We start from the raw sequence: 21,617 nt of genomic DNA, 5'->3' as shown, positions 1-21,617 counted from the left end.
CCCCGCAAGGGCGCTCTGTTTTTTTGCGTTACATATTCAATTCACAGGTTTTCACACATGAAGAATGCAATCATTACAGGTGGCACGAGTGGCATAGGCTTAGGTATAGCCCGACTTTTTGCCGCGCAGGGGTATAATTTGCTCTTAAACGGGCTGGAGAAAAATGGTCAGCAGATTGCCGATGACTTGGCACAGGAGTACAACATAAAGGTCATGTTCTCGTCGGCCAACATGCAGCAGCCGGAGCAGATCCGGGAGATGGTGCAGCAGGCAGAGCAGGAGTTTGGGCAAGTGGATGTACTCATCAACAATGCAGGTATACAGTATGTCGCTCCGGTCGACGAATTTCCGGAAGACCGCTGGGATGCCATCATCGCCATCAACATGTCGGCTACTTTCCATGCCTCTAAAGCCGTATGGCCAGGTATGAAAGCCCGAGGATTCGGACGGATCATCAACATCGCATCGGCGCATGCGCTGCGTGCCTCCGAGTATAAAGTAGCCTATGTGGCCGCGAAACACGGGGTGGCAGGTATAACAAAGGTGCTGGCGCTGGAGGGAGCCCCGCATGGTATTACGTGCAATGCGATTTGCCCGGGCTATGTACGCACCCCTTTGGTAGAAGCCCAGATCGCGGATCAGGCGCGTGCCCACCAGATGTCAGAAACAGAAGTCATTGAAAAAGTGATGCTCAAAAAGCAACCCATCAAGCAGTTTGTGGAAGTAGAGGCACTCGGCAACCTGGCGCTATACCTGGCCTCCGAGTCAGCTGCACAGTTAACTGGCGCCATGCTCCCGGTGGACGGTGGTTGGTCTGCACAGTAGCTTAGAGAGCGCTATACCTGCTATTGCCATCAGATATAGCGCATCTTAACAGAATAGCTATACCTGACGACAACGGGCAGGTGTCCCGCTAATAGGTGCCTTTGATAAGCGAAGCAGCTTGAATCGGTAAACTGTCTGCACCAGCATGATTTTGTTTACTTCAAATTAATTCTGTCTGGCTGCTTTCCAGCATTCCTATACCTTTTCCAAGCTGCTATACCTGAGCAAAAGTAACTGACTGCAAACAAAAAGCCCCGGCTCTCTCAGGAGGGCCGGGGCTTTGCTTTAACCTTAATTTATTACTTGTTTATTACTTGCTGATGATCTTGAATTCGGTACGGCGGTTCACCTGGTGATCTTCCTCCGAACACTCTACAAAGTCAGCACACTTGTTACGCAGCCTGGTTTCGCCATAGCCTTTCGCTACCAGTCGCTTACGATCTATACCTTTCGAGACGATGTAATCCACGGCGGCCTGGGCTCTGCGCTCCGACAGGTCCTGGTTATACTTACGGGTCTGGCGGCTATCGGTGTGCGAGCTCAGCTCAATGCGGATCGTCGGGTTGGCCTTTAGGATACGCACCAGTTTGTCCAGTTCGATGGCCGCATCCGGGCGAATGTCATGCTTGTCGAGGTCGTAGAAGATGTTTTCCAGCACGATCGGCACGTTCGGCGTGTCGCGGTACATGATCATCTCCACCAGCAGCGAGTCTATGCTGAAGCGGCAATCCGGCGTGAAGAGGATCGTCTGGGTCAGGTAGCCTTTTTTACTGCCCCGGATGGTGTACTGCATGCCCGCCTCCACTTTGTAGTTGAAGTTACCCGTAGAGTCGGAGTGCGTTTCCACCATCGAGCCCACGTTTTCTTCAAACAACTGCAGCAGTACATTGTCTACCATCACGCGTTTCTTGATGTGCGTTCCCGGCTGGTCCACCATTTCGTACGTCTGGCCCACCAGCGTACACTCCACGTTCACCTCTCTGAATTTATAGATGTTATCGTAGCCCGATTCGCTCGTTCTGCCGGATGAAAGCCAGCCTTTGGTACCTGAGCTGTCTACTACTATACCTAAGTCGTCGCGTGAGGTGTTGAGCGGGTACATCAGGTTCTGTACGCGTGTCCAGCTGCCGTGCTCTCCTTCTGCTCTGAAGATGTCTAGTCCGCCAAGGCCTACGTGCCCGTCAGATGAGAAGTAAAGTTTGCCATCGCCTCCAATGCTCGGGAAGCTCTCACGGCCACTTGTGTTGATCACTTCGCCTGCATTCACGGGCTCGCCCCAGTTGCCGTCCGGCTGTCGCTCGCTGTAGTAAATGTCAGTTTCTCCCTGCCCTCCCGGCATATCCGACACGAAGTAGAGCAGCTTGCCGTCTGGCGTAATGGCCGGATGACCAACCGAGTATTCCTGTGGCTTGTTATACTTGAAGGGCTTTATATCCACCCATTCCTCGCCATTGCGACGCGCTGTAAAGATCTCATGGCGGTTAATGTTCCCAGTTCCTTTACCACCACCTCTATTCACCCAACTGGTAGGGTCCGTGTTCACTTTGCTCTGGCTACGCTTCACACTGTTGGTTCTGGTAAAGTAGAGTGTGTTCTCCTTCGGCAGGAAGGCGGCCGGCCCGTTGTGAAACTCTGTGTTGATCTCTTCGCTGAGCGGGCTCGGCTCGCTCCAGGTAGAGTCTTCTTTCATACTGGCGTAGTACAGTTGCACAAAACCATTGCCTGTCCAGTTAAAGCGCTCTTTTTTCTTGCTGTCGTCGGTCGGGAGTCTGTCTGAAGAGAAAACCATGTCGCCGTTCGGCAGCTGAATAGGGCTAAAGTCAACACCGGAGGAGTTCAGCTTTTCCTCAACAGCAATTTCATAAGAGAGGGGTCTGTTGGTCCAGAAGCTGGCCGTGTCGCAGGATGCGGCCTTCTCCATGGCCATGGTGGCCTGCTCCGGCACACGGCGGGCATAACTGGTATACATTTCCTTCGCCTTCTCATAGTTGCCATTGCGCTTGGCTGCTTCGGCATAGTAGAAGATGCTCGCTGGCGTGACATTCTCGAAGCCGGCCGCCTGGGCATACCAGAACTCGGCCTCCTTGCTGTTGTTCATCAGGCGGTAGCTGTCCGCAATACGCTCAAGCAGGTAGGCGTCGGGCTCTTTGCGCTCCATTAGCTTTTTGTAGGCATCAAGCGCCAGGGCGTACTCAAAGCTGTTGAAGTACTTATCAGCCTCCTTCATCTCTTTTTTCTGCGCCACCAGTGGCTGCGCGCATACTGTGGCCAGAAGAATCAGTAGGTATAGGAATCGTAATCTCATGTCTGCTTTCTGGGTGAATTAGAAGTATCGTGGGGTCAGCATTCGGTTGTCCTGCTTCTTGAAGAAGGAATAGCCTAATGAAATTTCGTGGCTGGCGTGCTGGCGCAGGGCGTTCAGGCTTACGTCGTACGAGTAGCCCAGGCGCAGCTTCGGCGTCACATACAGCTGCGCGATGGCGGCCCATGCGTTGCGGCGGTCCAGTTCGTATTCGTCAGAGTAGTTGTTGTGCACCTTCACGGCCGTGCGGTACGAGCCGCCCAGCCAGATGCGCTCACCCAGCAGGAAAAAGGCGTTCAGGTCCAGGCTGGTCGGGCTGTTGAAGTCCTCCTTCACCAGGAAACTCGGCTTGAAAATAAGCGCCGATGAAAGGTCCAGCACATAGCCCGCCGAAAGGAAGTAATGGCGGTTCGGCATGGTGACCTCCAGCTTGTCACCTCCCGTGTTCACCAGGTTGGCTACCGAGAGGCCCGTGTAGAAACGCTCGGTGTTAAAAAAGGCGCCAATACGGAAATCAGGCATCAGCTCCGAAACTTTGCCCGGGTTGAGCGCCTGGTCAGGCCGTGTGTTGCCTGTGTTGAGCTTGGTGCCATCGAGGGTATACTGGGCCAAACCTGCTGCAAAGCCGAGGGCCAGCTTTGCGGTTTCGCTCATACGCAGGCGCACCGCCAGGTTGCCGTGCAGGCCCATCTGGCGCTGAGCCCCCAGCTCGTCATTCATGGCATTAAGACCGAAGCCCAGCAGTCCGCTGCGTGAGGCCCCGTCCACACTGAAGGTCTGCGTGGTAGGCGCTCCCTCTATACCTACCCACTGGCTGCGGTGGGTAAGGTTAGCGTTGATAATCTCTTTGCTACCCGCATAGGCCGGGTTGATGATCAGCTCGTTGAAGATGTACTGTGTATATTGCGGTGCCTGCTGTGCATAGCCCTCCCAGGACAGCAGCAGTAACACCAGAAGTACCCCTAATTTTCGCATGGTAATCACTTAATTCGTTTGTTTTCTTATCGGACGATCATCACATAACCCTTGTAGGTCTTCTCAGAGCCATCGCACAGCGTCAGGCGAATCAGGTAATAGTAGGTACCCTCCGCTAATTTGTCTCCGTTCCAGTTGTTCTGATAAGCTTTGCTCTTGTACACTTCATTGCCCCAGCGGTTCACTACCACCACCTCGTTGTCCGGGTAGTTTGCCAGGTTTCCGATCACCCAGGTATCGTTTTCACCATCATTGTTCGGCGTGAACACGTTCGGCACAATCAGGTTGGCCTCACGCATACTTGGGTCCGAGATCATCGTTACCGGATCGCTCTTACACTCGCCGTTGTCGGCCACCACGGTGATCTCTCCTCTGTTATTGCCCTGCATCACGGTGATGACGCTAGTACCCTGGCCTGACAGGATTTCCCATCCGGTCGGCACTTCCCAAGTAAACAGGGCGCTTGGGCTGTCCGACTCAAGCTCGAAGGTGGCTATATCTGAACAGGCGAGAGTGCGGTCCACAATGCGGCTGATGACAGGAAGCGGTCTTGTTGAAACAGCCAGTTTGGTGGCAGCGCTCTTGTCGCAGTCGTTCACGGCTTCCACGCTTACCTCTCCTGAGCCAGAGCCTATCTGTACTGTAATCTGCGTAGTGCCATGGCCAGCCGTGATGGTCCATCCGGCCGGCACTTTCCAGGAATAAGAGGCTGCGTTGGCAACTGGGTCAATGGAGTATGTAGTGGTGCGGGTTGCGCAAGTCAGCGTCTCGCCCTTGATAGTGGCAGGTGCCAGAGGGGGCGATGTCACGACTTCTACCGTCAACTTAGCGTCGGCCGTGGTGCCGCAGGCGTTCTGAGCTTTTACTATCACATCGCCTCTGCCTGTTATTTTCACCCTTATGCTGTTGGTACCTTCTCCTTCAAGTATCTCCCAACCAGTTGGCAGTGTCCAGAGGTATGTTTCGGCACCGCTGATGGCAGGTATAGAGTAAACCGCGTCGGTTCTGCCCACACATGCCACTTCCGGCCCCTTGATAGCTTCCGGGTTCATAAGCGCACGCTGGGGCTCAGTTAGCAGTTTAACGCTCTGGCTCTTTCCGCATGAGTTAACAGCGACTACTGTTATTTCGCCTCCACTCGTTCCAGCTGTTGCTTTTATCTGTGTTGTCCCTTGCCCTGATGTGATCGTCCAGCCTTGCGGCACTGCCCACTCATAGCTAACCGCCGTTGGGACAGCAGCTATTCGGAAAGTAAGACCAGTTGCATTACCGCAGTAGGTCTTGTTGTCGCTTACGATAGCGGATGGTGTGGGAGGTACCGTACCTACCGACTGAACGGTCAAACCGGTGGCGGTGCTTCTGGTTCCGCAATTGTTAACCGTTGCCACGCTCACCTTGCCTTGTGTTGTTCCGGCTTTCACAGTAACGCTTGTGGTGCCCTGTCCTTCCACGATCACCCAGTCTGCACCCGGGAAGGTCCAGAAGTAAGATGTTGCACCTTGCACAGGGGCTACCGAGTAGGTTTGGTTAAGACCGGCACAGTACTGCGCGTTTCCGGTTATTGGTCCTGCCTGTGGGGCTGGCACGTCAGCCACAGGTGCCACGCGCAGTTTGGCAGGTATACTGTTGCCGCAAGGGTTGGAAGCCGTCACGGTAATATCGCCAGCCAATGTACCTACTTTTACCACGACCTCTGTGGTGCCCTGTCCAGACAGGATGGTCCAGCCATCTGGCACTGCCCAGATATACTCCAGGGTGTGGTCCACTGGCGCCAGCGTATACACCACCTGGCTCTGTCCTATACATACCTCGTTCGGACCATTGATGGCGAACGGCGAGGCTGGCACAGTTGGGAATGGTCTTACGGCCTTTGTTGCCGGGCTGCTCTGACCGCATGAGTTTGTTGCAATCACGCTTACATTGCCCGATTGGCTACCTATTGTGGCCGTGATGCGGGTTGTACCCTGCCCGCTGGTGATAACCCAGGTTGGAGGCACTGTCCAGGTATAGCTCTGAGCGCCTGCAACCGGATTTATTTCAAATACTGTAGTTTTGGCCGTACAGCCAAACTCTTCTCCTTTTATCGCGACAGGAGCGGCAGGAGCGCCGGTTGCGGTCGTTACGTCTTTGCGTGTGATGCCACTTGCGCCACAATTGTTAACCGCCTGCACGCGTAATTGACCTCCGCTGGCATTCTCGCTAAGCGATACGGTGATTTCATTCGTACCCTGGCCTGCGGTAATGGTCCAGCCGTCTGGCACATACCAGGTATAGCTTGTCGCTCCAGGTACTGGCGCTACAGAGTATTTTGTACCTACACTGCCTTGGCAAACCGGGAATGCTCCTGAAATATCTCCCGGATTAACCGGTGGGCCAGGAACGGGCACGACATTGAAAGTTCGGGAGGGGCTGGTTCCGCAGGCATTTATACCTTTCACAGTCACAGTGCCGCCTACTCCATTCGGGTTAAAGGTAACGGTGTTCGTTCCCTGCCCTTCGATTAGTGTCCACTCAGTTGGGTACTCCCATACATATTCTGCCACATCGCCGCTGGCTGTCACGCTGAATGTCACACGCTCGGTAGATACGCAGAAAGGCAATGTGCCTGATCCGGAGATATTGGAGGGCTGGTTAGGAGCCTGCAGGAAGGGCTTCACATCCAGCTCAGCCGCATTCGGGCTTTCGCCGCAGACGTTTTTAGCCTTTACCGTTACTTTGCCGGCTGACTCACCCACACTTACAGAAATCTGTGTGGTACCTTGTCCGGACACTATCTTCCAGCCTGCTGGCACTGTCCAGACATAAGAGGTAGCATCCTGCACAGGTGCTATGGAGTAGGTTGCACCTTCGCCGGCACACACGCCTTCATTTGCCGTAATAGGACCAGGTGTGGCAGGTGGGTCGGGGTAGTTGTTAACTTTCAGACGGCTTGGAGGGCTGGCGCCGCAGCTGTTGTTCACCGAAACCTGTATAAAGGCCTCGTCGTTACGTCCGGTTGCCTCCACTGTGATTTTTGTGGTTCCCTGACCACTCGTGATTCTCCAACCACTTGGCACGTTCCAGGTATAGCCGGTGGCTCCTACTACCGGTTCGATGCTGTATTCCCCGACAGTGCCCACGCAGAGCTCAACTGCCCCAGTGATAACGCCGGCATCCGGAAGCACCGCGCAAAAGTTGATGTCAATTGTGTTGTTCTGTTGAATTTCGTCTTCGGCCGCCCCTGAAATTGTACCGCGCACAAAACCCGGGCCAGTTTCGTTGATGGTGGCCGTAAGCGTGAGCGTGTAGGTTTGTCCTACTTTCAGACTCCCGATGTTCCATACCCAGTTGCCATTCACAGACGAAAAGGTGGAGTTGGGAGCGTCCGTTGTGAAGGAGTGATTAACGCCTGAGAAGAGAATGGGCGATACACGCACGTTTTCGTCATCAACCGGACCTTTGTTGGTAACTGTGAAGGTATAGGTGATCGTCTGGCCTACGATGTAGCGGTCGACACCGGCGTTGCCCTCCGTTTTCGAAATTTTGATCTCCAGGTCTGTTGGCAGAAAGAAGTTGTTGTTGTTCAGTCTGACCTCTCCTTGCAAGGAGGCAACGCGCCCTCTCACAATAGAGCCGTCTCCTATTGTAACTGCTTGCTTCGCCAGGTATTGGCCCTTGATCTCTGCACCATTACCTACCGTAAGCGCGTCTTCCACTACCCAGAATACATTGCCAATTTTAGCATCCCGGATGAGCTCAATGTCTACACCGGCACCTATGTTGAGGCTGCCTTTGACAATAAAGATGAAAACGGCGTTGGGGTTATTATTTCCATCCAGTGTAATATCGCTGGCAACTGTAGCATTGCCGTTGAACAGGTATACACCGGCGGTATAGGTACGGCCGCCGAGTTCTGGATTGGTCAGCGTGGAAGTGGGGGTGGCTGCGGCTGCTGTGTTATATACTGATGTAGCTGCGGCAAGGGCATCGTTAGCGGCTGCGTTCTGATTCTCAATGCCACGCCAAACGGCTCCTGTATTGAAGTTCTGTGCTGGCCTGCTGACCGAGGCTACTTTTGCGCGAACAATTGTACTCGTGTTAGGTTGGTTGATAACCCTATCGGCACCTACTACGTTATAGTCGTAAAAGGCCCCCAGTGTGGGTGCTTGTTGCGCATTTACGCCAAATGCCACCAGCCATAAGCCTAGCACTAGGAGCAAGGCTCTACTTAAGAAGCTTGTCATGAAATCAATGAGTATAAGTTTGTTATAGAACCTGGCGTTTAATATTCAACAATTTGCAGCGACGGACGGCCATTCCCGAAGCTCTTTTCCTTTCACCCCACTTAGCCAAATAACCTGCAAGTATATACTTTAAAAAGTACATTCCGAAGCTTCGAAAGTATATTGCATATATTTAGGGCTATATTAAGCTCTAAAATTTAACAAAATTTGTTAAGCACCAAATTTTAAGTTAAAGTTTAAACTTAATTACGGCAAAGTCCTATCCGGCTCGCTTAACTTCAGCACAGCCGTCAACCCAACCCAGAGTATAGGCTCGTCACGCTTATTCAAGCAATCCTAAAATGGTATTTTTCAGACCCGGCTGCAAAAGTAGGCACAATCAGGCACACTCTGTATCAGTAACATAAAAAAAATATTCCTGTACCAGTTTTCCCTGAATTGCACTAAACCGAAAAATGCGCTTTACCCTACCATACCCATTGCGGACAGATAATACGGCGGTCGTTGAGCAGTTTGAAACCGACTACCACCTCGTGGGTTCCGGCGCTTACCCGGTTGAGGCCTGATGTAGTGGCATCGTAAGAATAGGAGATATCAATCAGTGGACTGACGTACACGCCTACCATGCCCACGATGGCGTCGTTGTGGCGGTACGAGGCGCCTACCCAGAAGCGCTCATCGTAAAGCGCGCGCAGGTTCACATCCACCGATAGCGGACTTGGCGCGGCCAGCTTGAACATGACAGATGGGATGATGTCAATAGAGCCTCCGGGCGCAATGCGGTAACTGCCCGTCAGGAAGTAATGCCGCTGCAGGTCGAGCGACACGTTGTTCTCTTCTGATGAGCGGAAGGTGCCGGCGTTCTCCAGCAGCTGCGCCCCAGCAAGGCCCACCGAGAAGTTACGGGAGTACACCCACAGCCCCAGCGAAAGATCCAGCACATTCTGGTTCACCCGGCCGCCGCCTATCAGCGGCTCCGCCGGGTTGGTAAACTCCAGTTCTGAACTGTTAACAGTATTGCGAATAAGACCTGCCGCCACTCCAGCTGACATGTTTATGGTGCGCGTGACAGGCAGGTGGTACGCATAAGTACCTGACAGTCCTGTTCTGCGCAACGGGCCCGTCTTATCGGTATGGATGATGATGCCTGCCCCGTGGTGCGCCAGCGCCTTGGCATACTTGGTACTGGCAGCGCCTTTGTTCAGCGGCATATGGGCGGAGACGTAGTAGGTAACAGGCGCTCCGTCAAGCCCCACCCACTGCTGTCGGGTGCTCACCCGTATGTCAGCGTAATCTTCTATACCTGACAGGGCGGGATTGAGCAGAAAGTTATTGACCATGTACTGGCTATACTGCGGACGCTGCTGTGCGAAAGCCTGCGTAACAACACCTACCAATACAACCAACAGGAAAGACAGCTTTTTCATAGTCATTATCTAATAATGGTCACATGCCCTGAAATTGGTTTTTCGGAGCTGTTGAGATAAATGATGTAGTAATAGGTGGCCACCGGCAGCGATTCGCCATTATAGGTGCCGTCCCAGGGGGTAGCATAGCCGGTTGAACTGAAAATCTGATTCCCCCAGCGGTTGAAGATCTCGATGCGGGCGTCCGGGTAATTCTGGATGTTCCCGATCTCCCACACATCGTTCACCCGGTCACCGTTTGGCGAGAAGGCGTTCGGCGCCGTGATGGCAGGTATAACCGTCACGGTCACTTCATCAGTAGCCGTACAACCCTCTTCGGTCGTGATGGTAACGGTATAGGTAGTTGTTACATCGGGCCTGGCCACTGGATTGGCTACGTTGGCATTGCTCAGGCTTTCTGTGGGTTCCCACGCATAGGTCACGCCACCGGTAGCGCGTAGTTCTGCAGGACGCCCCTGGATGATCTCCACATCCGGACCGGCATCCGCTACCGGCGTTACGATGGTCACGCCTACAGTTGTGCGGGTCGCGTTGGCGCAGTTGTTATTGTTTCTGGCCTGCACATAGTATGTGGTGTTGCGGTCGAGCGCTGGCGTGACGAAGGTGGTGCCCACAAAGAGCGGCGCTCCGCCCGTAGGAGCGTCGTACCATTCAATGGTATTGCCGTTGGCATTGGCCACCGTCAGGGTAGCAGGCTCGCCCACGCAGGCCCGGGCATTTTGCACTGTCAGGATAGGCGCGTTTGGCAATGGCAGCATCGAGATCAGCACGGCCTCTGAAGGATTCTCGCAGCCTGCCGAGATCGCCACCCGGCGGAACCAGGTATCGCGGGTGAGCACAGGAGGGGTGTAGCCCACCCCGGTATTCTGGCCAGGGGCAGGGTTGAAGCCCGCAGTTGGCCCGCTGATGCTGCTTTCCCAGCGGTAGGTGAACCCGCCGCTGCCACCGGAAGGAGTAGTGCCCGTCAGTGGCGCCGGCTGTGTGCCCGAGCAGATCTCCTGCGCTGCTGAAACAGCGTTACCTGTTATGGCGGGCCGGATGCGTATTTCTACTACATTGCTTTCGTTGGGCGTACACTGACCGGATCGCACCACCCGCTGGAAGAAGGTGGTTTGCGTAATGGCGCCCGGGGTATAGCTCTGCTGGTTGTTGGTGCCCGGCGCCGGCACGAAACTGCCCGCAGTACCTGTAGTGCTGATCAGCCACTCATAGGTATAGTTGCCACTGCCACCCGATGGGGCAGTACCGGTAATGGAGCCTGGCGCAGTGCCGGAACATTCGTCCTGAGTGGACGCTGTGATGGTATTATTGGCCAGGGCCGGGGAAACAGTGATGCGAACAGCCTCTGAGGGCGAGTCGCAAGCTCCTGAAGTCACAATACGCCTAAACCATGAGTCGCCGGATAAATTGGTAGGGGGCTCGTAATTTTCGCCATTGTTTGAACCCGGTGCTGGCACAAAGCCTGTAGTTGGCCCAAGCGTGCTTATTTCCCAACGATAAGTATAGGGCCCGCCTGCTCCGCCGCTTGGTGGTGAACCTACTAACTGAGCTGGGGAATCTCCCGCGCAGATCTCCTGCAATGCCGGCGTGACAACATTCGCACTAGTTGGCACTGGCTCTACGGCCACTACCTCCACTACATTACTGGAGTCAGGTGAGCAGTTAGCTGAGCGGACGACACGCCTGAACCAGGTAGTAGCGTTAATGGGCTGTGTTGGGGTATAGTTCTGGTTGTTGTTTACCCCAGGGGCTGCCGCAAAGCCTCGGTCCGGCCCAGCTGTACTAACCAGCCAGGTATAGCTGTAAGGCGAAGTTTCGTCGCCGCCGGAAGGCCTGCCGCCTGTAAGCGCCGCCGTTACGCCGCCGATGCACACACTACCTGTTTCCTGTCCACCAATATCGATCAGGTTGTTGGTCACGCGTGGGTTCACGTTAACGGTCACTTGCCTGCGCGGACCGGTACAAAGTATACCTTGCGCTGAGTCACGAGCGGCAACATAAAAATTGTTGCTACCACCAGGCAAAGGGGGCGTCACAAAGGTCTTGCCTATAAAAATTGGGGTTGCATTCGGGTCATCCGTATCAAACCAGGCAAAAGACGGCGCCGTGGAGGTTGGGGTCAGCTCCACAAAATCGCCCTCGCAGACGATGCCCGGGTTAGCGATGGTTGGCAGCCCTGGCTGCTGCAAAATGACTACCTGCACCGGCGGCTGTGGCTGACCCTGGAAAATGGCATTGGAGCTACCGCACTCGTTCACCGCCTCCACGGCTATGGTATAGGTGCCGGGTCGGTCGAAATCATATGCATAGCTAAAGGTTTCTGAATTGAAAGTACGGGTCGTTGGCCCCTTCGGTCCGTTGATGGAGATGGTCACGGTGATTTTCTCTCCGAGGTTCTTGTCGATAAACAGACCTCCTCCTCCGCCTGGAACACCTCCGCCCCCGGTACCACTCAGGTCAATCCGGGTCGGTCCGCAAAATACGCCTCCCGCCGGAGGCTGCACCTGCGGCCAGCCCACTACGATACCCTGCGAGGCTGTGTCGGAGTCGCACCCGTTGGTGACGATCTGCTCAATGGTGTACACCCCGGACTCTGTGAAGCGGAAAACAGGATTCGCTTCGGTCAGGCTACCTGACTCTAAGACATAGCCCTGATCTGGCGTTACGGACCAGACATAGGTTAGCCCTCCACCAGTCGCGGAGTCTTCGGGCGTCACAATGACGGGTACGCAAGGGGGTTGCTGGCTCTCATCCGCCCGCTTTTTGCCTAGCGAGAAACCCGCCTTGGGCTCCTTGCTCACACTGTATACCTGCATGAAGGGTTCTGTACAACCATTGCCAGCCACGGCCGAGATGGTAATAGTATAGTCCCCGACTGCGGTATAGGGGTTTGGGTTGGAGATTGGAAAATCAGACGGACGGTACTGCACCGGTGCGCTGCCATCGCCCCAGTCTACGGAGTAACTGCGGATGTCACCCAGGTATGGCTCTTGTGTATTGTTACTGATAATGGCTGTTACGCTAATTTCGTCATCTGCAACAGTATCAGGCAGACAGGTGAGAAAGCTGTTTTCTTCGGTGAAAGAGATTTCTGGAAGCGGGCGCACCTGCACTTCGCGCACCACTGGCTCGGATTCACAGCTCGTTTCGCGGCTTGTTGCAAAAACGGTTACATCAAAGGGCTTTACACCCGTATCGCGTAGGTTGTAGGCATATGTTACATTGGGTCCTCGGGCCGTGTTGCCATCCCCAAAATCCCATGTATAAATAAAGAGTGCATCGTCTGCGTTATTTACTGAAAAAGCTAATGCAGTACCCGCACAGGCTGCAGTGGAGGGAGTGACAGTAAAGTTTGGTGGCGCCGGCCGGCTATTCACTGTAATGGGTATCTCAGAGGAAACACTTACATCACATGCAGCACCTGACACCTGTACCCTGTACCTGCCCGTTTCAGTAACTTGCAACTCTCTGCTTGTAACTCCAGTCTGAACGCCGTCTTTAAACCAGAGGTAAGAAAGCCCAGCACCTTCAGGAGCTCTTAAGATAGTTTCTTCGCCTTCGCACAGAACAGTACGTCCCTCAATTTGCACGGTGTTAGGACAGGGAGCTGCCCAAACATGAACACTTGATAATAACAGAAAAGCAAGCAAGCTAAAGAACAGATGCCTGGGTAGCAGTTGACGCATCGGATCAGATTTAAAGGATGAAATTTGGCTATACTGAAACTATAACGATATAATCTTTCATTATGATTTATCAGAGCATGACTTTAAAGCTAATATTATCTAAATATAAGTAAAACAATCAAATAACAGTATATATACCCTAATTAGTGGTTGATATATTCACTCCCGAAATTGGCTTACAAATGAAGTGCAATATTGTTTAGGCTTCACTCTGATAATTCCTCATAGCAGAAGACCCTTTTCTACGGGAAAAGGTATAGTTCCGTTTAAATATAGTAGGGGTAATATTTAATCTGTCGAGGTAATGCACTTGAAGGAAAAGGGGAGCAGGCGGGCATGTATTCGTCAAGCCAATGCACAGAAACCCTGGCCCGCCGTTGACATAAACCAGACATCGGCAGAGGCCGCCTCCACCCCGGACAATGAACCCGGGTGGAGGCAATGACTTGCCTAAGTTCTCAAACACGCTTGCTTGCTCTAGGCAGTTTGCCCATTAAGTAGAAAGTAAACGCGCAAGAGAAACAAAGCTCCGCACCCTTCTGAAAGCAGATCGTGGCGGCTACCGCTGTAGCAGCACTTTCTTTTTCAGGTACAGGTCGGGTGTGTGGAGCAGGAGCATATAAATACCATCTGGCAATTGCTGCAACTCTAATGTCACAGGCTTGTTCAACTGCAAAATTTCTTTCCGGTATACCTCACGCCCCTGAAGATCCGCTATTTGCAGCAGTGCCTTTGGCAGGGGCTCCTTGGAAGACAGGATCAGCTGTCTTTCGCCTGGCCGCAGTGTCACGTTAACCCCTGGAGGGATTACTTCTTCCGGCTGCACTTCTTCCTCCTCTTGCTGCACCACCTCCAGCGCGTCAGATACGGCAGAGGAGCATCCTTCGGAATTTTGCACCCGCACCGAGTAAACCCCTGCTTTCCCTATTGTGATAACTTGCGTCTGCTGCCCCAGCAACACGCCGTTGTGCCACCACTCGTACGCTGCTCCTGCCACAGACGCCTTCAATTCCTTTTCGCCCAACTGCTCAATAGCCGGCTTGGCAGGTACGGGCAGCACTTTTACCATGATCGCATCGCTGATGTGCTGGCAATCTGCTGACGTCACCCTGCGCCTGAACCAGGTGGTTTCGGTTAAGGCACCCGGCGTGTAGTTCTGCTGATTATTGGCGCCATCCGCAGGTATAAATCCCTCGGATGCATTTTGTATGCTGCTTTCCCACAGATAGGCATAAGCACCCTCGCCACCGGCAGGAAAACTGCCGGCTAAGGTCTGCGGTTGCTGTCCAACACAAAGCTCCTGCTCTCCCTGCACATGATTATTGCTCAGAGGCGAGTAGACTGTTACAGCCAGTTGGGAAACGGCACTCTGGCCACACGCGTTCGCGGCGGTCACCCGCACTACTCCTCCTGCAGTTGCTGTCAGAATCTCTACCTCGCTTGTTCCCTGGCCTGACACAATCACCCATCCGGCCGGAATGCTCCATACATACGAACGGGCACCAGCTGTTGCCTCGACTTTGAACTTGGCCCGGCTACCTGCACACAAGGCAGTAGGCCCTTCTATGGCGCCAGGCTGTAAAAGATGCTTTTCCAGTTGAACTGCCAGCTCGCGGGCCCCGCTTACCCCGTCGTTATTCTCAGCCACTATACTGATGACGCCACCTTTACTACCCGCTATAACAGAGATTTGCCTGGCCCCTTGCCCGGAAGTAATCACCCAGCTGTCCGGAACGGACCAGGTATAGTACATCGCACCTGCGACGGCTTCCACGCTGTAGAGGAGGTCCTGACCTGGACAAACCTTTGCAGACCCGTTGATAGCCCCCGGGGTGGCAGGAGCAACCCATGCTATACCTGCCGGAGTAGCAGAAACGGCATGGCTTCGGCTGTGCGATGGCAGTGCCAGGTTAATAAGCAGGAGGGCAGTGAGAAGAAAACGGAATGGCGCTGGTGTCATGTGGCAAAGCAGTCATATATTCTACTTCGAATATAGTAATTTTACTACATATACGGATGCTTCTTTGCCGAATGTGTCGGGGAGGTTATTAACAGCAGGATAGAAAAAGCGGCATGAGGGGGAATAAAAAACAAAGAAGCCTGACTCATTTCTGAATCAGGCTTCTTTTTAGGTAGCGGGAACAGGACTCGAACCTGTGACCTTTGGGTTATGAGCCCAACGAGCTACCAACTGCTCCATCCCGCACTGTTATTGTGTTACAAAAGTAGTATAAACATACTTACTACGCAAGCTTTGGTTGCCAAAAACCTCAAAAAAATTGCGCCACGTTAAAACTTACTGGTAATTCCGAAGTGTATCTTCGAGGTTCTCAGCGACATAGGCTGTTGCTCTGATTTTCCGACAGAGTACACCAATTGAAAAATTCCTGCGCCGGTACTGAAGCTGATGCCTCCACCAACCCCGAGCGGCAGGCCTTCAGCCTTTGACTGCTCCAGATCGCTGCGGTAGTAGCCCTGGTCATAGAAGAGCAACACATAAGAATCCTCGGCCGTGAACAGGCGGTACTCCAGTGTGCCGATGCCGTAGGTAGAAGCGAAGAAAAAGTACTCGTCAAAGCCCCTCAGGGAGGACAGCCCACCGATACGGTACATGTCATTCAGAAAGATCTGGTCATTGAGCAGTGCCTCGCCCCGGAGCCTGGCCAGCAGGGCGCTGTTTTTGCCAACCCTGAAGAAGTTCTCCAGCCGCACACCCAGACTGAGCTGGGTCGTATTTACCTCCAAGGTATCGTAAAACTCCTTCTCCAGATTCGGGTTGCGCAACAGCTTCTTGCGACCTGCCGCCAGCTGCAACTCTACCAGTCGTCCCTTACGTGGGAAATAGAAGTCATCCAGGTTATTCCAGAGGTAGTTCAGTCCGTAGGTGTTGGTGCGTGCGTCGGCCAGGTCGAGGGCCCGCAGGCTTTGCGGGCTAGCCGTGGAGAGGATGCGGGAGTTGCGCCACTCGGTAAACACACTGAAACGCCCGTACCGGATGGTGTTGTAGGCCAGTTGCACCCGCGGTTGTATGGTGATGTAACTGGAGTCCTGCTTCAGTAGCCCGAATCGCGTGCCCAACTCAAAAGGAGTCCCGAAAAGGTTGGGGTGCAGGTACTCGCCGTTCAGGATCACAGAGCCTTTGTTCACCCGCCGCCATTGCAGCCCCAATTGCTTGCCGCTGCCTTTGATGTTTCGGATGTTCATATTGGCCTCGCCCGTAATAAGCAACTTGTTGCCGGAGCGACTTGGGTCGGGCAGGAAACCGACCACACCATCTATCTGGCTCGTTTGCCGGTCTTCAAGGAAGTAAACGACCCGTGCCTTGTCACGGAGGAACTGCACCTGCGGAGGACGCACAACTTTGAGGTATGGCAGCGTGGTGAGCATGCGCTGCGAAGCCTCCACCTGATCCTGGTTGTAGGGCTGCCCAGGGTATAGCTGCAGGTAGCGCATCAGAAATTTGGGCTGCGTTTTGCTGCCGCCCATCACCTGTAGCGTATCATAGGTGACCACAAAGGCCTTCTCCACCATCAGGGCAGCTTTTATCTTGTTATCTACTATCTGAATGGAGTCGAGCCAGACGGAGGCGAAGGGGTAGCCGTTGCGCTCGGCGTAATCGAGGATGCGCTGCTGCAGGCGGGCGTATTCGGCCGGTTTAAAGGGCACGTTGCGGTAAAACTTCTCCCGGAAGCCAGACTCCACCAGAATGCCTTCGCTCAGGTTGCCGTTGCGCAGCTCAGCCCAGTCGAAGCGGCTGCCGATGTGCAGTTTCACGTGGAGCGTATCATTGCTCTTGTAAGAGCTGTCTGCCGAGGCGAGCAGGTATGCGTCCTGGTGCAGGCGATGCACGAGCGCTACTACCTCTTTGCGGGCCTCTACGGTGTCGGTTAGTTGGGTGCGGTAGTTGTACTGTCGGAGCACCTGCCGATCGGGGCTAGCGGTGTATACCCGGAGTGCTGCCTTCGCCTGACTAACCAGCTTAGGCGCGGGCGGCTGCACCTGCTGCGGTGGCACCGGTGGCTTATCCTGCGCCTGCACCAGGGGCAGCCACAGGAATAAGCACCAGACTAAGACCGCGATTTTGTACATTTGTGTTCTGAATTGTTGAATTGTTTAATGGCTAAATTGTTAACTCTATAACACGGACCCTTGTCATAGTATATAACAGCGGCAAAGGTAAAATTGCCTGAACGGATTCTCGCATTATACCTTCACATATTGCACGACCTCAACAACAATTTAACCATCAGCAATTTAACAATTAAAGAAATTTAACAATTAAAAAATTGTCCGGCATCTACCTCCATATTCCCTTCTGCAAACAGGCCTGCCATTACTGCGACTTCCACTTCAGTACCTCCATGGGGCACAAGGAGGCTACCATTCAGGCCATTGCCCGGGAACTGGAGCTGCGCAAAGATTACCTGCAGGGACAGGAAGTGCGCACCATCTATTTCGGTGGCGGCACCCCTTCGCTGCTCACCCAGGCAGAGCTATACCTTCTCCTGCAAACCATCAAAGAGCTGTTTATAGTTTCGGAGGAAGCAGAAATAACACTGGAGGCCAATCCGGATGACCTGTCGCCGGAGAAACTGCAGGAGCTGAAAGCCGCAGGCATCAACCGACTGAGCATCGGACTGCAGTCCTTCCACGAGCCGCACCTGCGTATGATGAACCGGGCCCACAACGCAACGGAGAGCCTGCAGTGCGTGCGCGACGCCCAGGCGGCCGGCTTCGACAACATCACCGTGGACCTGATCTACGGTATACCTGCGCCGGACCACAGCATCTGGCTGCAGGACCTGGAAACACTCTTCTCGCTCAACGTGCAGCATGTTTCCTGTTATGCCCTCACCATTGAACCCGACACGGCCCTGGGCCGCTGGAGCAAAAAAGGCATCTTTAAGCCGTCAGAAGACGAGTTCACGGCGCAGCAGTTTGAGATTTTGCTGGAACAGATGAAAGTGCACGGGTATGTGCAGTACGAGGTCTCCAACTTCAGCAAGCCTGGCTACGAGTCGAAGCACAACAGCAATTACTGGCGCGGGGTGCACTACCTGGGCGTAGGCCCGAGTGCGCACTCCTTCAACGGCCACAGCCGGCAGTATAACGTGGCCAATAACCGCAAGTATACCGCCGCCCTGGCGGAAGGCGCTATACCTGCCGAGGTGGAAGAACTCACGCCAGCTGACCAGGCCAACGACTACCTGCTCACCACACTCCGCACCATCTGGGGTTGCGACCTGGGCCTGATGCGCGATAGGTATGGCTACGACCTGCAGGCACAGCACCGGCTATACCTGCAGCAGCTTCGAGAGAAAGGTCTGGCCCGGATCGAGGCAGACGTGCTATACCTGACCGACCAGGGCAAGCTGCTTGCCGACCAGATCACGCTGGATCTGATGGCAGAATAGCCACATATACAGCATACTATATATCAGATTTATTCGTAGATTTGAAGTAGGACGGAATCAGAGCCCCGCGCCACACCTACTATGCAGCTATTGGAAACACTTTACCAGAACGACATCAGCCGGATTGCCACAGACCGCGAGCACGGTATACTGACCAACACCTGGTTGCGTCCCGTGGAGCATAACGAGATGCTTGAGATTGCTGAAATGATAAGCCAGCTTCTACAGGAGTCCGGGAACGATAAACTGCTACTGAACGCCCTGGCCATTGGCAAGCTGCTACCCCACACCAAAGAGTGGATGTCCACTACCTATTACAAGTCACTCTCGGACCTGGGGTTGAAAAAGCTGGCCCGCGTGCTGCCCGAAAATGTTTTTAACAGACTCTCATTCGAGGCTGTGATAACGAGAGCCGAAGCGCTGGGGGCAGTGACCTTCGAAGTAAGAAACTTTGCGAATGATGCTGATGCCCTGCGCTGGCTGCGGGGTTACAGCAGTTAAGCCATGCAAGCCTCCATCACATACCGCGGCCAGCCCTATGCCTTCGACCCGACACAGCCGCTGGACATCTCGATGCCGCTGCACGACAAGCAGCTTCAACCGGAGTGCTTCTGGGCCGAGCCGGTGGCTTTTGATGTGATCCGGGTAGGCGACTTCGTGGGAAGCGTGGCAGAAGGCGGCAGCACCAACTACAAGCGGGTGCACCTGACGCCGCACGGCAACGGCACACACACCGAGTGCTACGGCCACATCTCCGCCGACGAGCACGCCACCATCCACAACTGCCTGAAACGCTTTCTGTTCGTGGCGCAGCTGATTACGGTGCAGCCGCAAAAGCAGGAAAACGGCGATGAAGTGGTGCTACTCGACGATGTGAAAGCCAGGCTGCAAGGTATAAAGTGCGAAGCACTCGTCATCCGCACCCTGCCTAACTCAGACGAGAAACTCACCCGCCACTACTCCGGCACCAACCCACCCTACCTGGAGCACACGATTGGCCAATACCTGGCCGAAAAAGGGATCCAGCACCTGCTCCTCGACCTGCCTTCTGTGGACCGCGAACTGGACGAAGGTAAATTGCTCTGCCACCACGCTTTCTGGCAGTACCCCAGAAACACCCGCTGCGGTGCCACTATCACCGAACTGATCTATGTGCCGGACCAGGTAGACGACGGGCTATACCTGCTCAACCTGCAGATTGCCAGTCTGCAACTTGACGCCAGCCCCAGCAAGCCGGTGCTGTACAAGCTGTCTCCCGTTTTCCCGACTTTGTAATGCATCGCTATACCTGACTCAGACCTCGCGGTGTGCGCAGCTCCCGCGAGTGTCTACTGCCAGCAGCCGTAGCTGAGCCTATACCTGTACCTATTTACCGAAGGCCGATCTGTTAGACGCTCGCGGGTCTAAAGACACCGCGAGGTCAGGGGTCAGGTATAGTGAACCCGAAAATAAAAAAAGCCGGAGCCAGAAGCCCCAGCCTTAAGGTTAGGTTTAGTTTAGTTGAGGTTTCTTCTTTAAAACAGCGCCTCCGCCACTTTCCGCACAGACTCCGATTTGCCCATCGAGTAGTAGTGCAGGCAAGGCACGCCAAACTCCATCAGTTCCCGCGACTGCTGTATCGCCCACTCCACGCCTACCTGCGCAGCTGCTTTGTTGTCCGCACAGGACTCGATGGCATCGGCCAACGCACACGGAATCTCGACATGGAACAGACTGGGCAACAGGGTGAGCTGCGTTTTGGTGGTCATCGGCTTCAGACCCGGAATGATCGGCACGTTTATACCTTCGGCCCGGCAGCGGTTCACGAAGTCGAAGTACTTCTGGTTGTCGAAGAACATCTGCGTGACGATGTACTCCGCGCCGAGCTCTACCTTCTTTTTGAGCCAGCGCAAGTCTGAGGTGATGTTGGGCGCCTCGAAGTGTTTCTCCGGGTAGCCCGCCACGCCAATGCAAAAATCGGTGCCGTTGTGGTATGCCTGCTCATCATCCAGGTAACAACCCTTGTTCATGTTCACAACCTGCCCGATCAGCTCTGTGGCATAGGTATGGCCATCCGGCTCCGGCACGAAGCGCTGCTCGCTCTTCACACAATCGCCGCGCAACACCAGCACATTGTCTATACCCAGGAAGTGCAGGTCGATCAGGGCGTTCTCTGTTTCCTCTTTGCTAAAGCCCCCGCAGATCAGGTGTGGCACCGTGTCGACCTTGTAATGGTTCTGGATAGCCGCGCAAATGCCCACCGTGCCCGGTCTCTTGCGTGTGCTGCGCTTCTCTAACAGGCCGTTCTCCCGCTGCTTGTAGATATACTCCTCGCGGTGGTAGGTCACGTCGATAAAGGGCGGCCTGAACTCCATTAGTGGGTCGATGTGGTTGAACAGGGTCTTCATGTTCTCGCCTTTGAGCGGCGGCAAGATCTCAAAGGTGAACAGCGTCTTGCCGTTGGCGTTCTGGAAGTGCTCGGTTACTTTCAATTTATATTGATGGTTAAATTGCTGTATTGTTAAATGGTTGGGCTTCCCCTTTTATAAGAGCCCAAACTTGGGGCCTTACCTGTCATCTCGAACAGAGTGAGAGATCTGGGCCAGCCTAAGTTTATCATCACCCTGCTCCTTCCTTGTCAAGGCTCCTCCCCTCAGGGGGGACTTCCTTGCACGGGAATTCCCCTCTGGGGGTAGGGGCCCTCTTTGAAGAGAGAGGCAGGGGTGTGTTATTGCTACTGCTTAACCTCCCTTCACACAAGATCCTATCAGGATGACAAACTGTAA

The 21,617-nt window shown here is 54.1% G+C and carries 12 protein-coding genes and 1 tRNA gene; 4 read left to right on the top strand and 9 right to left on the bottom strand.

All coding sequences use genetic code 11. The features are described from left to right. Positions 1-57: 57 nt before the first annotated feature. Positions 58-825 carry a 3-hydroxybutyrate dehydrogenase gene (locus IEV97_RS07460; RefSeq protein WP_188500868.1) on the top strand — a complete coding sequence of 256 codons (768 nt, stop codon included), beginning with the start codon at positions 58-60 and terminating at the stop codon, positions 823-825. Between the two features lie 310 nt (positions 826-1,135). On the opposite strand, the gene IEV97_RS07455 is transcribed toward IEV97_RS07460, so the two are convergent. The 8 genes from IEV97_RS07455 to IEV97_RS07420 form a co-directional block, all read right to left on the bottom strand. Further along, on the bottom strand, positions 1,136-3,130 hold the full coding sequence (locus IEV97_RS07455) for an OmpA family protein (RefSeq protein WP_188500867.1): 1,995 nt from the start codon (positions 3,128-3,130) through the stop codon (positions 1,136-1,138). 18 nt (positions 3,131-3,148) lie between these two features. Continuing rightward, positions 3,149-4,102: a PorP/SprF family type IX secretion system membrane protein gene (locus IEV97_RS07450; protein WP_188500866.1), complete on the bottom strand. Its 954-nt coding sequence runs from the start codon at positions 4,100-4,102 to the stop codon at positions 3,149-3,151. 26 nt (positions 4,103-4,128) lie between these two features. Beyond that, positions 4,129-8,292, bottom strand: coding sequence for a PKD-like domain-containing protein (locus IEV97_RS07445; protein ID WP_229733857.1), 4,164 nt, complete (start codon positions 8,290-8,292; stop codon positions 4,129-4,131). Positions 8,293-8,792: 500 nt separating this feature from the next. After that, entirely contained in the window at positions 8,793-9,752 is a 960-nt protein-coding gene (locus IEV97_RS07440) for a PorP/SprF family type IX secretion system membrane protein (protein ID WP_188500864.1), read from the bottom strand. 5 nt (positions 9,753-9,757) lie between these two features. Next, a complete protein-coding gene (locus IEV97_RS07435) occupies positions 9,758-13,129 on the bottom strand; it encodes a DUF8696 domain-containing protein (RefSeq protein WP_229733837.1) in 3,372 nt (1,123 codons plus the stop codon). A gap of 868 nt (positions 13,130-13,997) precedes the next feature. Beyond that, the gene (locus IEV97_RS07430; RefSeq protein ID WP_188500863.1) at positions 13,998-15,398 is read right to left on the bottom strand and encodes a PKD-like domain-containing protein; all 1,401 of its coding nucleotides are present in this window, start codon (positions 15,396-15,398) and stop codon (positions 13,998-14,000) included. Positions 15,399-15,571: 173 nt separating this feature from the next. Then, positions 15,572-15,644 (bottom strand) — tRNA-Met (locus tag IEV97_RS07425). A gap of 83 nt (positions 15,645-15,727) precedes the next feature. Then, positions 15,728-17,527, bottom strand: a complete 1,800-nt coding sequence (locus IEV97_RS07420) for a BamA/TamA family outer membrane protein (protein ID WP_229733836.1) — start codon at positions 17,525-17,527, stop codon at positions 15,728-15,730. Positions 17,528-17,724: 197 nt separating this feature from the next. Between IEV97_RS07420 and hemW the strand changes: the two genes are divergently transcribed. The 3 genes from hemW (at position 17,725) to IEV97_RS07405 (ending at position 20,127) form a co-directional block, all read left to right on the top strand. Further along, a complete protein-coding gene (gene hemW / locus IEV97_RS07415; protein ID WP_188500862.1) occupies positions 17,725-18,852 on the top strand; it encodes a radical SAM family heme chaperone HemW in 1,128 nt (375 codons plus the stop codon). An 81-nt stretch (positions 18,853-18,933) separates the two neighbouring features. Continuing rightward, positions 18,934-19,353 (top strand): hypothetical protein, encoded by a 420-nt coding sequence (locus tag IEV97_RS07410; RefSeq protein ID WP_188500861.1) that lies wholly within the window; start codon positions 18,934-18,936, stop codon positions 19,351-19,353. Between the two features lie 3 nt (positions 19,354-19,356). Next, complete coding sequence (locus tag IEV97_RS07405) at positions 19,357-20,127, top strand: cyclase family protein (RefSeq protein WP_188500860.1); 771 nt, start codon at positions 19,357-19,359, stop codon at positions 20,125-20,127. A 239-nt stretch (positions 20,128-20,366) separates the two neighbouring features. On the opposite strand, the gene metF is transcribed toward IEV97_RS07405, so the two are convergent. After that, positions 20,367-21,323 carry a methylenetetrahydrofolate reductase [NAD(P)H] gene (metF, locus tag IEV97_RS07400; RefSeq protein ID WP_188500859.1) on the bottom strand — a complete coding sequence of 319 codons (957 nt, stop codon included), beginning with the start codon at positions 21,321-21,323 and terminating at the stop codon, positions 20,367-20,369. Between the last annotated feature and the right edge of the window lie 294 nt (positions 21,324-21,617).

It is taken from the genome of Pontibacter amylolyticus, assembly GCF_014638845.1.
Classification (GTDB): domain Bacteria; phylum Bacteroidota; class Bacteroidia; order Cytophagales; family Hymenobacteraceae; genus Pontibacter; species Pontibacter amylolyticus.
This window is presented reverse-complemented; position numbering and strand designations above follow the sequence as displayed.

Excerpts from the sequence above, each read along its gene's own strand:
- IEV97_RS07460 (WP_188500868.1), top strand. The coding sequence starts at position 58 with ATGAAGAATGCAATCATTACAGGTGGCACGAGTGGCATAGGCTTAGGT.
- IEV97_RS07455 (WP_188500867.1), bottom strand. The coding sequence starts at position 3,130 with ATGAGATTACGATTCCTATACCTACTGATTCTTCTGGCCACAGTATGC.
- IEV97_RS07450 (WP_188500866.1), bottom strand. The coding sequence starts at position 4,102 with ATGCGAAAATTAGGGGTACTTCTGGTGTTACTGCTGCTGTCCTGGGAG.
- IEV97_RS07440 (WP_188500864.1), bottom strand. The coding sequence starts at position 9,752 with ATGAAAAAGCTGTCTTTCCTGTTGGTTGTATTGGTAGGTGTTGTTACG.
- IEV97_RS07430 (WP_188500863.1), bottom strand. The coding sequence starts at position 15,398 with ATGACACCAGCGCCATTCCGTTTTCTTCTCACTGCCCTCCTGCTTATT.
- IEV97_RS07420 (WP_229733836.1), bottom strand. The coding sequence starts at position 17,527 with ATGTACAAAATCGCGGTCTTAGTCTGGTGCTTATTCCTGTGGCTGCCC.
- IEV97_RS07410 (WP_188500861.1), top strand. The coding sequence starts at position 18,934 with ATGCAGCTATTGGAAACACTTTACCAGAACGACATCAGCCGGATTGCC.
- IEV97_RS07405 (WP_188500860.1), top strand. The coding sequence starts at position 19,357 with ATGCAAGCCTCCATCACATACCGCGGCCAGCCCTATGCCTTCGACCCG.